The organism is Achromobacter sp. (assembly GCF_050285585.1).
Taxonomy (GTDB): Bacteria; Pseudomonadota; Gammaproteobacteria; order Burkholderiales; family Burkholderiaceae_B; genus Achromobacter.
Map to the genome: position 1 here is coordinate 15,381 of NZ_JBLZXF010000028.1, position 12,603 is coordinate 27,983.

The window sequence follows — 12,603 nt, forward strand, 5'->3', positions numbered from 1 at the left end:
CATGACGGGGCCCGCCGACACCGGCATCCCGTCCGGCTCCCGCCCCGCGCCCGCGCGCGTGGGGCGCTGGCTGGCCATCGCGCTGGCGATCATCGTGCTGGACCAGTTGACCAAGATCTACTTCAACACGGAATTCCAGTACGGCCAGCGGGTCCACCTGCTGCCCTTCTTCGATTTCACCCTGGTGTATAACCGGGGCGCCGCGTTCAGCTTCCTGGCGTCCGAGGAAGGCTGGCAGCGGTGGCTGTTCACCGGCCTGGGCTGCGTGGCGGCGGTGGTGATCACCGTCATCCTGCGGCGCACCCACGGCCAGCCCCGCTTCTGCCTGGCCCTGACCCTGATCCTGGGCGGCGCCATCGGCAACGTGATCGACCGTGTCGTCTACGGCCACGTGGTGGACTTCCTGCTGTTCTACTGGAACGACTGGCAGTTCCCCGCCTTCAACCTGGCCGACGTCGGCATCACCTGCGGCGCCGTGCTGCTGGTGCTGGATGAACTGCTGCGGGCGCGCAAGCCTCCGCGCGCCTGAATGGGCGCCGGCCGGAACCCTCTCCCCGGCCCGCCCTGCCGGTTTTCGTCCCGCTTGATGCCCCCTGAATGCATGGCGAACGGCGCGATGCCGCAATGCAGAATAAAATCTCTTTCCATTCCTCGTTTTCACGGCGCTGAACCCGCCGCCCCGTCCTCATGCTCGATCTCGCCCGCAAACGCATCGTCCTCGGCCTGACCGGGGGCATCGCCTGCTACAAAATCGCCGAGCTGGTGCGGCGCATGACCGAACAAGGCGCCACGGTCGACGTGGTCATGACCGAGGCGGCCACGCACTTCATCACCCCCGTCACCATGCAGGCCCTCTCCGGCCGCCCGGTGTTCGTGGATGCATGGGACGCGCGCGTGCCCAACAACATGGCGCACATCGACCTGACGCGGGGCGCGGACGCCGTCCTGATCGCGCCCGCCAGCGCCGATTTCATGGCCAAGCTCGCGCACGGCATGGCGGACGACCTGCTGTCCACGCTGTGCCTCGCGCGGGCCTGTCCGCTGCTGGTCGCGCCCGCCATGAACCGCGAGATGTGGGCCAATCCGGCCACCCAGCGCAACGTCGAACAGCTGCGCGCCGACGGTATCAGCATTCTCGGGCCGGCGGCCGGGGAACAGGCTTGCGGCGAAACCGGCGACGGCCGGATGCTGGAAGCGCATGAACTGCTGACCGACCTGATCGCCTTCTTCCAGCCCAAGCTGCTGGCGGGCCGCCACGTGCTTCTGACGGCCGGCCCCACGTCCGAACCCGTGGACCCGGTCCGCGTCCTGAGCAACCGCTCGTCCGGCAAGACGGGCTACGCGCTGGCGCGCGCCGCCCGCGAGGCCGGCGCCCGCGTCACGCTGATCTCCGGCGCCACCTTCCTGCCGGTGCCGCGCGGCGTCACCGCCCTGTCGGTCACCACCGCCCGCCAGATGCATGACGCCGTGATGGCCAGCGCGGCCGATGCGGACATCTTCATCGCCGTGGCCGCCGTGGCCGACTGGCGCGTGAAGAACGTCAGCACCCAGAAGCTGAAAAAGACCAGCGAGGGCGGCGGCGCCCCCGCGATGGAGTTCGAACCCAATCCGGACATCCTGGCCGAAGTGGCCAAGCTGGCCAATGGCCCGTGGTGCGTGGGCTTCGCCGCCGAAACCGAAAAACTGGCCGAGCACGCCGAAGCCAAGCGCGTGCGCAAGGGCATCCCGCTGCTGGTGGGCAACCTGGCGCACAAGGTCATGGATGCGGACACCACCGAACTGGTGCTGTTCGACGAGCACGGCGTGCACCCCCTGCCCGCCGCCGGCAAACTGGACGCCGCGCGTCGGCTGATCGCCGAGATCGCGGCCAGGGTGCCGCAAAAGTAAGCGGCAAGCGGCAATAAAAAACGCCAGGCTCCAAGCCTGGCGTTTTTTTTCCGGCGGAATTCCGGGCTCGCCGGGGGATCAGTCGATGCTGATGTTCGCGGCCTTGACGATATCCGCCCATTGCTGGCGGTCCTTGGCCAGGAACTGGCCGAACTGCTCGGGCGTCATGCCGGTGACGGGCTCGGAGCCCAGGCCGGCCATTTTCTCGATCAGGGCGGGCTGCTTCAACACGTCCTGCAAGGCGGCGTAATAGGCGGCCAGCACGTCGGCGGGCAGGCCGGCGGGCGCGAACACGCCCTGCCACGTCGGCATGTCGAAGCCCTTCAGGCCCTGTTCGTCCAGCGTGGGCACGTTGGGCAGCTGCGGCGCGCGCTTGAGCGATGCGACGGCGATGGCCTTGACCTTGCCCTGCGAGGCGAGCGGCGCCGCGGTGGAGATGTTGTCCATGGTCATCGCGATGTGGCCGCCCAGCAGGTCGGTGATGACGGGCGCGGCGCCGCGGTACGCGGCGTGCGGCACCTTCACGCCCAGCTTGTACAGCATCGTTTCGGCGATCAGGTGGTTGGAAATGCCCACGCCGGCGGTGCCGTAGGTGGCGTTCGGCGTCTTCTGGAAGTATTCCTTCAGCTCGGCCAGGTTGTTGGCCGGTACGTCCTTGTTCACGATCACCACGTTGGGTTGCACGGCGGCCAGGGTGATCGGAGTGAAGTCCGCGGGCTTGTAGTTCGTGCCCTTGGGATTCAGGACATGGGTGATGGCCATGGAACCGGCGGCCGCGATGCCGATGGTGTAGCCGTCGGCGGGCGACTGGCTCAGGCGGTAAGCCATGATGTTGCCGCCGGCGCCGGCCAGGTTTTCAACCACGACTGGCTGGCCCAGGCGCTGCGACAAGGGATCGGCGAGCAGGCGCGCGAGCGTGTCGGCCGAGCCGCCGGGCGCGAAGCCCACCAGCAGCCGCACGGGCTTGGCGGGTTTCCAGGCGTCGGCAGCCAGGGCGGGCGTGGCCGCCAGGGCCGAGACGGCGAACAGTGCGCCAGCGGCGCGGTGCAGGGTACGGCTAAACATGAAAAAACACTCCCAACAATTGACTGACGAAGATCGCTTCGTCTCCTCTTGCCGCTCGACCGCCCCCGCCGCGCCGGATGCCGATGGGCGCGCCAGGGCCGCGGGACGGTTGCGGCGGCTTCATTCCAGTATTTGCGCCAGCGTCTGCGCGACCATGCGGTTCGAGAGCAGCACGGGGCGTCCCGAGGCCTGCGCCACCGCCCGCCGCATGCGCTCGGCATAGCCCATGCAATGCATGACGATCAGGTCGCAGGACGCCAGTTCGCGGCCGGCACGCTCGAAGTTGCGCGCCGCCTGCCCGGCGTCCGCCTCATAGGGAGAAGCGTGGACGACCTGGGTCTCGCAGGACAGCGGCACGACCATGTGAAAGGCGTCGACCTGCGCTTCCAGCGGCACCACCAGCCCCACCTTGCGGCAATGCGCCGCCAGGCCGGCGACCAGATGGTCCACGACCTGCTGCGGTTCGACCACGAGCGTGCGCATCGGCGCGATCGCCGTGCCCGTGCACAGCGGCACCAGGACGTCATAGCCCGCGGCGTCGGCTTCGCCCATGACCTGCGCCAGCCGCGCCTCGGCCGCCGCCGCGTCCAGCTCGATCTGCGTTCCGTCGCGCATGCGCGTCGCGAACCGGTATTCGCCCGCCCTGGGCGCCAGGGCGGCAAGCGCCGCCGCGTCCAGGCCATCGAGCGCGCCGAATTCATCGATGCGCACGCCCGCGCCCAGAAGCGGCGCCATTTCGGGCACCACGTCGCTGCGCGGCGATTGGCCGATGGTGAAGAACGCCACGCGCCGCCGGGAACCCGCGCTCATGCCGCGCTTCCGTCTTCACGGCCCACGGTCTGCAGGTGCGCCATCGAGCCGTAGCGGGCCTGCAACGCGGTCCATTCGGCCTCGTCGGAAAAGGCGAAGGCGCCCTGGCCGAACAGCTTGGCGATTTCGATGCAGAAACGCATGGCGACGTCGGCGTCCACGGCGTTCGTGACGCCGGTTGCGCAGCCCGGCACGGTCGTCTGCGCGGTGAGCGCCACGCCCACCACCGGCGCGTCCGTGACGATCGCGGGCTGCATCAGCGAATTCACGTGCCACAGCCCGTTTTCATAAGGCGTGATGTCTTGCGTGGTCAGCGGCAAGGTGATCGGCAATTCGCCGCTGACCCAGCCCATCACGTCCAGCATGGTTTCAGGAATGCGCAGCAGATAACCTTGGCGCGCCACGGGCGTGAGCGCCACGCCGCGCTTGTTGACCAGGCGATTGCCGCGCGTGGTGTCGACCGACAGGATCGCGTCCATGCACGGATCTACTTCGTGCGACATCATTTCGCGCATGGGGAACGGCGAGCGCATCATCGGCACCGGATGATGCGGACGCGTGCCGGCGCGCGGGCAGATATGCGTGCGGATGCGCACGGTCCCGGGCAGGACGTCGCCCTGCCGGGCCATGGCCATCAGCTTGAACGCCGCCGCGATGGCGACCACCGCGCCGTCGCTGTCGGACACCAGGCCCGTCACCGCGGGGCGCGCGCCTATCCCGCCGAGGCGGCCCACGATGCCGAGCTGAGGCGCGGCGTCGTCGGCGCCCGGAATCACGATGGAAAGAAAATCGGTGGCGGCGCCGTCTCGCTCCAGCCGGGTCACTTCCACTTCGCAGTTGCCGGCTTCGCGCAGCTGCCGCGCGACGATCTCGCCCGTCACGTGGGCGGAAGAAAGAAGCTCGATCGTATCGATGACCTGTTTCATGCCGGGATCTCCAACAGGCCCGGACGGAACGTGCGCGGCTCTTCCTGCCCGAGGAACAGCGGCGCGTCGTGCGGACCGATCAGGGAAATCTCGCCGCCGCGGACGCGCAGCCCGGAACCTTCCGGAAGGCCCAGGACGGGTATCCGGGGGTTCAGCGCGCAGAATTCCGCCAGGCGCTGGGCGCGGGTTTCGCCGCGATGGCCGGGCGGATGGGCGTTGGTGTAGTGCGGGTTGATCTGGAAGGACAGCAGGCCCAGGGCGTCGAAGCCCCGCGGATCCGTGATGGGCATGTCGTTGGTGGTGCAGATGGTGGGGCAGGCCAGGTTGGACCCGGCGCTCCATCCCAGATAGGCGGCGCCCTGGCGCACGCAACGCACGACCACCTCGAGCAGGCCTTGGCGGCGCAACTGCCCCAGCAGGTTGAAGGTGTTGCCGCCGCCCACGATGATGACCGCGGCGTTTTCCAGCGCGGCCACGGGGTCTTCCGCGCGATGCAGGCCCAGGATGTCCAGGCCGGTGCCGGCCAGCGCCGACGCCACCAGCGCGGTGTAGTCGTCCCAATCGCGGGTCACGCCGGCGTACGGCACGAAGGCCGCCGGCGCGCCTTGCGGCAGCGCGGCGGTCAATTCCCGGATGTCGGGCAGCGCGTGCGCCAGATAGCCGGCGTCACTGCTGGAATTGCTGAGGAGCAGGAGATTCATCAGGAGGATTTCCGTAGGGAAGTATGGATATTCAGGCAAGCCAATAGGGATCGTTCAATTCGCGCCCAAGCGCCCCCACCTGCTGCAGCACGGACTCGCGCAGACGCGCGACGCGCTCGGCATCGGCCTGGAAGGAAACGAAGGACAGGCACAGGCCGCGCAGCTCGCCGGTGGCGGGATCGCGCACCGCGGCGGCCACCGCGCCGATGCCGGGCATGGCCTGGTCGATGGCCACGCCGCAATGGTCGGCGCGGGTCCGCGCGACCAGTTGGGCAAGCTCGCCCACGGTGGCGGGGCAGTCCCGTCCTTCCACGGGCAGGGGCCGATCCGCGTCGGCGCCGTAGAGGGCCTGGAATTCGGCATCGCTCAGGCGCGACAGCAGCGCCCGGCCCATGGCGGTGCCCGAGGCGGCGCGGCGCGAGCCGGGCGGCGACAGCACCTGTACCGGATTCGAGCCATTGAGGCGCTGCAACACCACGGTTTCGCGCTGGTTGAGGGTGGACAGGTAGGCCGTCATGCCGCTGTCGTCGGACAGCCTGGTCAACACGGCGCGGCACGCGTCGTCCAGCGGCGTGGCCGCCATGCCGGCGCGCACGACCCGGGACAGCAAGGCCCCGGGCCGGTAGCGGCGCGTGGCGGGCTCCTGGTCCAGCAGGCCATAGCTCTGCATCTGGTTCAACAGGCGCGAAGCCGTGCTCTTGGGCAGGGCCAGACGCCCTGCCACCTCCGTGAAGCTCAACTCCGTCGCGCCGTCCGCGTACAGCGCCAGTACGCGTTGCACCCCGTCCAATATGCTCATATAGTTCCAGTTATAGGAACTGATGTTCCTTAATAAAGAACAAGAATAATGCAGGCCCCGATCCAGGGTCAATACGGACGTGCGCGCGCACCGGCGAAGAACGCGCCGGGCCTGCGGGAAATGGGAGGGGTTGCCGCGCCAGCCGCCAGGACCGGGGCGACACCGGGCTCGGGGTCAGCCCTGCGCCGTGAACACCTTGGGAGGGAAGTCGCTGAGCAGCTTGATGAGGTCCACGTCGCGGTTCACGCCCAGCTTGCGCATGGCGCTGCGCTTCTGGGTGCTGACGGTCTGGACGCTGCGGTGCAGGCGCTCGGCAATCTCGGTTATGGTGCCGCCGGCACAGAACAAGCGGACGATCTCGGCCTCGCGCGGCGTCAGCCTGTCGGCTTCGGCCACCATCATGGTGTCCAGCAGCATGTCCTTGATGAGCGGCGAATAGTACTGGCGGCCGCCGTGTGCAGCGTAGACGCCATCGACCAGCCGGGCCAGGGGATCCGATTTGCTGATCACCGCCTTGACGCCATGCTTGACGATGGCCAGCAGCAGCGCCGGATTGTCGACCATTGTGTAGAGCACGAGGCGCATGTCGAGCCAGCGCCGGCGCAGGTAGGAAATCAGCACCAGGCCGTCGCCGTACTTGCCGCCAGGCATGGCGTAATCCAGGACCAGCACGTCGCACGGCTGCTCGTCCAGCAACGCGACCAGCTCGGTCGAATCCGTGGCCTGGCCCACGACCTTCATCGCCGGATTGCGCGCCAGTTCGGCAGCCAGGCCCAGCAGCACTACCGGATGATCATCGGCAATCGCCAGACGTATGCTGAGATCGGACACCGCTACTCCCACTGATCGGACGCCATGGCGCACGACGCCTTATTTTGTTGTGCCTGCCATCGGGCAATGTGTAGGAAATTCTAAACGACGGTCCGAGGCGGAAAGGGCTGAAAACAGCACGCTCCCACTCCGGCGTAGCCGCCGGTTCCCGCGCAAGCGACGAGGCGGAATCACGTAAGTCCAATGCTGACAATGGATGTCCCGCCGCCCGTCTCGCGCGCGCCCGGAATCCGCCCTTTTTTGTTTTAGTAGAAATTAACTAGTTAATTCATACTATTACTAAATCTTCTTGGCCGCCCGCTACCTATAGTTTCCCGATCTGCAATCGTGCATAACACGCCGCTTCGCCCGGCCTTTCCGGCATGGGTTGATGGGCCAAAAGGGATCCGTCCAAGCGGACGGTAGCAAGCCGACCCATGCTGTTCCAAACGAATGCCGCGGCGCGGCCCGGCCTTCTTCGCCCGTCGCCTGACGGCGCGCTCCACGCCCCCCCTTCCCTGGCCGCCCGCCTACTGGGCACAAGCCTGGCCTGCGCGCTGCTGGCCGCCGCGGCGTCCCCCGCCGGAGCGCAGATTCCCGACGCCGGCAGGTCGATGCGTGATATCGAAAACACCCTTCCCGCCATGGCGCCGCGCCCTGCGCGGCCGGCGCTGGACGACTCCGCCACGCCTCCTGCCGAGCCCTCCGCAAGCGGCGAGGCGGCTGGCCCGCGGTTGCTTCTGCGGCGCGTCATCCTGACCGGCAACCGCGTCTATGGCGACGAAGTCCTGCAGGCGCTGCTGGCGGACCTGCCCGGCACCGAGCAGAATCTGGACGGCCTGCGCGCGGCGGCCGACCGCATTACGCGCTATTACCAGGAACAGGGCTACCTGCTGGCCCGCGCCTATCTGCCTGCCCAGGAGATCGCCGACGGCGAGGTCACGATCGCCATCCAGGAAGGGGTGTACGACGAAATTCAGCTCGACAACCGCTCCCGCGTCGACGATGCCGTGTTGCGCCGCGGGCTCTCGTCCCTGCATCCCGGGGACGCGGTCCACATCAAGCAGCTGGAAAGCCGCCTGCAGGGCCTGGACGACTTGCCCGGGGCCGCCGTGCGGGGCACGCTGCGGCCCGGCACGGCGCCAGGCTCGACCGCGCTGCGCGTGGACGCCGCGCCTACACCGCTGGCCACAGGCAGCCTGGACGCCGACAACTTCGGCGGCTATTACACCGGCGAATTCCGACTCAGCGGCAACCTGGACGTGGACAGCCCGCTGCGCCTGGGCGACCAGCTCGGCCTGCGCCTGCTGTCCAGCGACCGCCGCCAGCGCTACTACCAGGCCTCCTACCGGATCCCTGTCGGCCCCGCGCTGACCCGCGTGGGCCTGAACGTCTCGCACATGCGCTATGCGATCGGCCGCGATTTCGAGATCCTGGAGGCCGGGGGCACGGCCCGCACGACGGGCTTCTTCGTCGAGCAGCCGCTGGCCTACGGCCCTCATTTCAGCGCGCGCGCGCAATTCACCTACGAAGACAAGCGCCTGAGCGAACACATGGGCCTGTTCTCGCTCGCCGACGGCAAGCGGGTGCAGCTGGCCACCGCCTCACTGTCGATCACCGGCGAAGACGGCCTGCTCGGCGGCGGGCGCAGCGCCGGGTTCCTGTCCTACGGGCTGGGCCGGCTGCGGCTGGACACGGCGCGCATGCGCGCCCGCGACCAGGCGTACGCCCGCAGCGCCGGCGAGTTCGGCAAGGCCAGCCTGACGCTGCTGCGGCAGCAGAACCTGCCGGGCCCATTCGCGCTGTACACGCAATTCAATGCCCAGCTGGCCAGCAAGAACCTGGACGGATCCGAGGAATTCAGCCTGGGCGGCCCCTATGGCGTGCGCGCGTTCGCCAACGGCGACGCCAGCGGCGACCAGGGCTGGCAGGCGACGATGGAACTGCGCTACCTGCCGATGCCCGGGCTGCAGCTGGCGGCGTTCGCGGACGCCGGCCGCATCACCGTCAACCGACGTCCCTGGAACGACGACCGGAACACCCGGCGCCTGTCCGCGGCCGGCGTAAGCCTCACCCAGTCCGGCCCGCGCCATCAAGTCATGGTCGCCGCCGCGTGGCCCATCCAGAAAGAAACCGAACAAAGCGGCCCCCGCCACGAACCGCGATTCTGGCTGCGCGCCACGCGGTACTTCTGATCGGCCGCCCCCCGAGTGCTATAGCACCGCGCCCGGCCCCCAGGCGCGTCATTCAACCCACAAGGAAGATCATGAACAAGACCCATGCAGTGATATGGAACGCCAGCAAGGCGTGCTGGACGGTGGCCAGCGAATGCGCGCGCCGGCGCGGCAAGTCCGGCGTGACGGGCGCCCGCCTGGTCGCGGCGGCCCTGGCCGCGGCGGGCCTGACGGCATTGGCCCCGTCCGCCCTCGCGGGCCCGTCGCTCAACAAGGTGACGCACGGCGACGCCACGGTGTGGCAGAACGCCACCGACACGGTCATCAGCCAGAACTCCTCGAAAGCCGTCATCGATTGGCATTCCTTCAACGTCGACCGCAATGAGCGCGTGACGTTCAACCAGAGGACCGCCAACGACATGACGCTGAACTACGTCAGCGGGGCGGGCTCCCTGAGCCGGATCGACGGCTCCGTCAACGCCCTCGGCAAGGTGTTCCTGGTGAACCCCAACGGCATCGTGTTCAGCGCGGGCGCGCAGGTCAACGTGGGCGGGCTGGTCGCATCCACCCGGGCCATCGATCCCGCCGCGTTCATGAACAACGCCAGCGGCGTGTTCGCCTTCGACGCGGGCTCCCCGTCCACCAACAAGGTCGAGAACTACGGCACCATCCGCGCAAGCTCGGGCGGCGACATCGCGCTGCTCGGCACTCACGCCATCAACCACGGCACGCTGCAGGCCGATGGCGGCTCGGTCGCGCTGGGCGCCGGCCAGGCCTTCACGCTGCGCATGGGCAACGGCCCGCTCAGCCTGGAAGTCAGCGCTCCCGCCGCCTATGCCCTGGCCAGCAACACCGGCATGATCCGCGCCAACGCCGGCCAGGTGGCGATGCAGGCCCGCCGGTCCGCGCCCGCCAGCCCGTACGAGGCGGTGGTCAACAACAGCGGTGTCATCGAAGCCAAGACGCTGAACAACCGTACCGGCAAGATCGTGCTCGACGGCGGCGACAACGGCCTGGTGCAAGTGGCCGGCAGCCTGAACGCCAGCGCCCTGGGCACCTACGGCAACGGCGGCACCGTCGACGTAGCGGGCAAGCACGTGAGCGTGCGCCTGGCCACCGAAGTCGACACCCGCGCCACCAATGGCGGCACCGGCACGTTCCGCATCCGCAGCGGCGAAGTCAATGTGGAGAACACGGCCGCCGTGGCCCTGCCCACGATCCACGCCGATACGCTGACGCGCAACCTCGCCACCACCAACGTCGAGCTGCGCAGCACCGCCGGCGACGTGGTGGTGAACGCGCCGATCACGTGGACCAGCGGCAATTCGCTTGGCCTGAATGCGCAGCACGGCGGCGCCGGCAAGGTGATCGTCAACGGCGCGCTTACCGCCACCGGCGGCCGGGCCGCGCTCAATCTGGCGGCCGACGAGCGCATCGACATCAACAACAAGATCACGCTCGGCGGCCCCGGCAACCGCCTGTCGCTGGACACGACCAAGGCCGCGCCCAACGCCGGCCCGCACATGGCGGCCACCGCCAACTACGTGCTCGGCGGCGCCCCGGGCCAGGCCGTGATCACGCTGTCCGGCGCCGACGCCGGCTTCTCGTCCAACGGCGTGCAATACACGGTCATCCAGAACCTGGCGCAGATGCAGGCCGTCAACAACAACCTCTATGGCTACTACGTGCTGGGCACGGACCTGCGCGGTTCGGGCACGTTCCAGTCCATCGGCGGCCAGCGCGGCATCTTCAACGGCAGCTTCGAAGGCCTGGGCCACAAGCTCAGCAACTTCACCGTCAGCAGCGGCGGCGCCAACGTCGGCCTGTTCGCGGCATCGGCCGGCGTGATCCGCGACCTCAGCCTGGACGCCATCGGCGTGAATTCCGGCCAGCCCAACCTCGGTCCCATGTCCATCGGCACCCTGGTGGGCTACAACACGGGCCGCATCTCCAACGTCAAGGTCGCCAACAGCACGCTGTACGGCAATGGCTACCATTCCAATGCCACCGGCGGCCTGGCGGGCACCAACCAGGGCGGCACGATCGAAGACTCCAGCTTCTCCGGCCGCGTCTACGGCGGTTCGCAGACCTACGCGCTGGGCGGGCTGGTCGGGGTCAACGCCAAGAACGGCGGAGGCGGCGGCGTCATCACGGGCAGCCGTAGCGAAGGCATCGTCAGCGGTTCGCTGCTGCGCCATGAATTCGGCGGCATCGGCGGCCTGGCCGGCGCCAACCGCGGCGGGACCATCACCGACTCGCTGAACACGGCGTCCGTCACGGCGGGCAGCGCCTACCTGAACACCGGCGGCGCCGTCGGCCTGAACCTGGACGGAACGCTCGAGCGCGTGCGCAACACGGGCACGGTCTCGGGCGGCAGCCAGGGCAGCGTGGGCGGCCTGGTCGGCAAGAGCATGGGCGGCACGATCCTCGACGGCACGAGCACCGGCCGCGTTTCCAGCGGCGCCGGCAGCAACACCGGCGGGCTGGTCGGCGAGAACACCGGGTCGATCGGCCAATCCGAAGCCTCGGGCGAAGTCGTGGCGTATAACGGCGCCTCCACCGGCGGCCTGGTGGGCCTGAACGGCACTGGCGGCACGCTGGCCGACGTAAAGGCCGGCGGCGCCGTCCGCGACACGGGCACGGCCGCCAGCATCGGCGGCCTGGTCGGCACCAACGGCTTCGGCGCCTCCATTGACAACGGCGAGGCCAGCGGAACGCTGGTCAGCGCGGCCTACAGCAACTCAGCCACCCGCGCCGGCGGCCTGGTGGGCCAGAACAGCGGCTCGATCTCGTACAGCACCTCGCGCGTGCTGGACGTCCGCGCCGGCAATAACTCCTCGGTGGGCGGGCTGGTCGGCTTCAACCAGGGCTCGATCCTGGCTTCCGGCTCGAGCAGCCGCGCGCAGGGGGGCGCCTACAGCAATGTCGGCGGCATCGCCGGGCAGAATGCGGGCGCCATCAACACCGGCATGGCTTGGGGCAGCGTCGCCGCCGGCAACTACTCCAACCTGGGCGGCATCACCGGCGTGAACCACTCGACCGGCACGATCGATACCTCTACCGCCAGCGGCCCCGTCATCGGCGCGTACAACTGCTCGGCCAACGGCAGCTATTGCTACACGGCCACGGGATCCACACTGGGCGGACTGGCCGGCATCAACTACGGCCAGATCAACTACTCCACCGCCGCCAGCAAGATCGACTACCGCAATAACGCGGGCCAGACCTACGGCGGCCTGGTCGGCGTGAACTACGGCGTCATGCAGGGCAACTTCACGCAAGGCCAAGCCGCGCTGATTCCGGCGGCAGGCATCAACTACGGAGTGATGAATCCGCCCTACTACTACTTCTAACAGGAGGACGGCGGGGCCGGCCCGTTGGGCCGGCTCCATCACCGCAAGACATGCCCCCACGCCGCGCGGGCTTCGCCC

The 12,603-nt window shown here is 68.7% G+C and carries 10 protein-coding genes; 4 read left to right on the forward strand and 6 right to left on the reverse strand.

Annotation, left to right across the window (positions count from 1 at the left end; translation table 11 throughout):
- Position 1: 1 nt before the first annotated feature.
- Positions 2 to 529, forward strand: coding sequence for a signal peptidase II (gene lspA / locus ACN6PJ_RS24995; protein WP_427998484.1), 528 nt, complete (start codon positions 2 to 4; stop codon positions 527 to 529).
- 158 nt (positions 530 to 687) lie between these two features.
- Complete coding sequence (gene coaBC, locus ACN6PJ_RS25000; protein WP_427998485.1) at positions 688 to 1,887, forward strand: bifunctional phosphopantothenoylcysteine decarboxylase/phosphopantothenate--cysteine ligase CoaBC; 1,200 nt, start codon at positions 688 to 690, stop codon at positions 1,885 to 1,887.
- Positions 1,888 to 1,965: 78 nt separating this feature from the next.
- On the opposite strand, the gene ACN6PJ_RS25005 is transcribed toward coaBC, so the two are convergent.
- The 6 genes from ACN6PJ_RS25005 to ACN6PJ_RS25030 all read right to left on the reverse strand — a co-directional run bounded on the left by ACN6PJ_RS25005 (position 1,966) and on the right by ACN6PJ_RS25030 (position 7,019).
- Positions 1,966 to 2,952, reverse strand: a complete 987-nt coding sequence (locus ACN6PJ_RS25005) for a Bug family tripartite tricarboxylate transporter substrate binding protein (protein WP_427998486.1) — start codon at positions 2,950 to 2,952, stop codon at positions 1,966 to 1,968.
- A gap of 120 nt (positions 2,953 to 3,072) precedes the next feature.
- Positions 3,073 to 3,762, reverse strand: coding sequence for an AroM family protein (locus ACN6PJ_RS25010; RefSeq protein WP_427998487.1), 690 nt, complete (start codon positions 3,760 to 3,762; stop codon positions 3,073 to 3,075).
- On the reverse strand, positions 3,759 to 4,688 hold the full coding sequence (locus ACN6PJ_RS25015; RefSeq protein WP_427998488.1) for a DUF1177 domain-containing protein: 930 nt from the start codon (positions 4,686 to 4,688) through the stop codon (positions 3,759 to 3,761). The genes ACN6PJ_RS25010 and ACN6PJ_RS25015 overlap by 4 nt, the downstream gene beginning before the upstream one ends.
- A complete protein-coding gene (gene pepE / locus ACN6PJ_RS25020) occupies positions 4,685 to 5,389 on the reverse strand; it encodes a dipeptidase PepE (RefSeq protein ID WP_427998489.1) in 705 nt (234 codons plus the stop codon). The genes ACN6PJ_RS25015 and pepE overlap by 4 nt, the downstream gene beginning before the upstream one ends.
- A gap of 31 nt (positions 5,390 to 5,420) precedes the next feature.
- Positions 5,421 to 6,188: an IclR family transcriptional regulator gene (locus tag ACN6PJ_RS25025; RefSeq protein WP_427998490.1), complete on the reverse strand. Its 768-nt coding sequence runs from the start codon at positions 6,186 to 6,188 to the stop codon at positions 5,421 to 5,423.
- Between the two features lie 174 nt (positions 6,189 to 6,362).
- Positions 6,363 to 7,019 (reverse strand): response regulator, encoded by a 657-nt coding sequence (locus ACN6PJ_RS25030; RefSeq protein ID WP_427998491.1) that lies wholly within the window; start codon positions 7,017 to 7,019, stop codon positions 6,363 to 6,365.
- A 593-nt stretch (positions 7,020 to 7,612) separates the two neighbouring features.
- Here ACN6PJ_RS25030 and ACN6PJ_RS25035 point away from each other — a divergent pair.
- Both ACN6PJ_RS25035 and ACN6PJ_RS25040 read left to right on the forward strand, forming a co-directional pair.
- Entirely contained in the window at positions 7,613 to 9,193 is a 1,581-nt protein-coding gene (locus ACN6PJ_RS25035; protein WP_427998492.1) for a ShlB/FhaC/HecB family hemolysin secretion/activation protein, read from the forward strand.
- Between the two features lie 71 nt (positions 9,194 to 9,264).
- Positions 9,265 to 12,525: a GLUG motif-containing protein gene (locus tag ACN6PJ_RS25040; RefSeq protein WP_427998493.1), complete on the forward strand. Its 3,261-nt coding sequence runs from the start codon at positions 9,265 to 9,267 to the stop codon at positions 12,523 to 12,525.
- Positions 12,526 to 12,603: the final 78 nt, after the last annotated feature.

What these genes read in the sequence shown, in the direction of transcription:
- ACN6PJ_RS25025 (WP_427998490.1), bottom strand. Translation starts at nt 6,188, where the DNA reads ATGAGCATATTGGACGGGGTGCAACGCGTACTGGCGCTGTACGCGGAC.
- lspA (WP_427998484.1), top strand. Translation starts at nt 2, where the DNA reads ATGACGGGGCCCGCCGACACCGGCATCCCGTCCGGCTCCCGCCCCGCG.
- pepE (WP_427998489.1), bottom strand. Translation starts at nt 5,389, where the DNA reads ATGAATCTCCTGCTCCTCAGCAATTCCAGCAGTGACGCCGGCTATCTG.
- ACN6PJ_RS25010 (WP_427998487.1), bottom strand. Translation starts at nt 3,762, where the DNA reads ATGAGCGCGGGTTCCCGGCGGCGCGTGGCGTTCTTCACCATCGGCCAA.
- ACN6PJ_RS25040 (WP_427998493.1), top strand. Translation starts at nt 9,265, where the DNA reads ATGAACAAGACCCATGCAGTGATATGGAACGCCAGCAAGGCGTGCTGG.
- ACN6PJ_RS25005 (WP_427998486.1), bottom strand. Translation starts at nt 2,952, where the DNA reads ATGTTTAGCCGTACCCTGCACCGCGCCGCTGGCGCACTGTTCGCCGTC.
- coaBC (WP_427998485.1), top strand. Translation starts at nt 688, where the DNA reads ATGCTCGATCTCGCCCGCAAACGCATCGTCCTCGGCCTGACCGGGGGC.
- ACN6PJ_RS25015 (WP_427998488.1), bottom strand. Translation starts at nt 4,688, where the DNA reads ATGAAACAGGTCATCGATACGATCGAGCTTCTTTCTTCCGCCCACGTG.
- ACN6PJ_RS25035 (WP_427998492.1), top strand. Translation starts at nt 7,613, where the DNA reads ATGCGTGATATCGAAAACACCCTTCCCGCCATGGCGCCGCGCCCTGCG.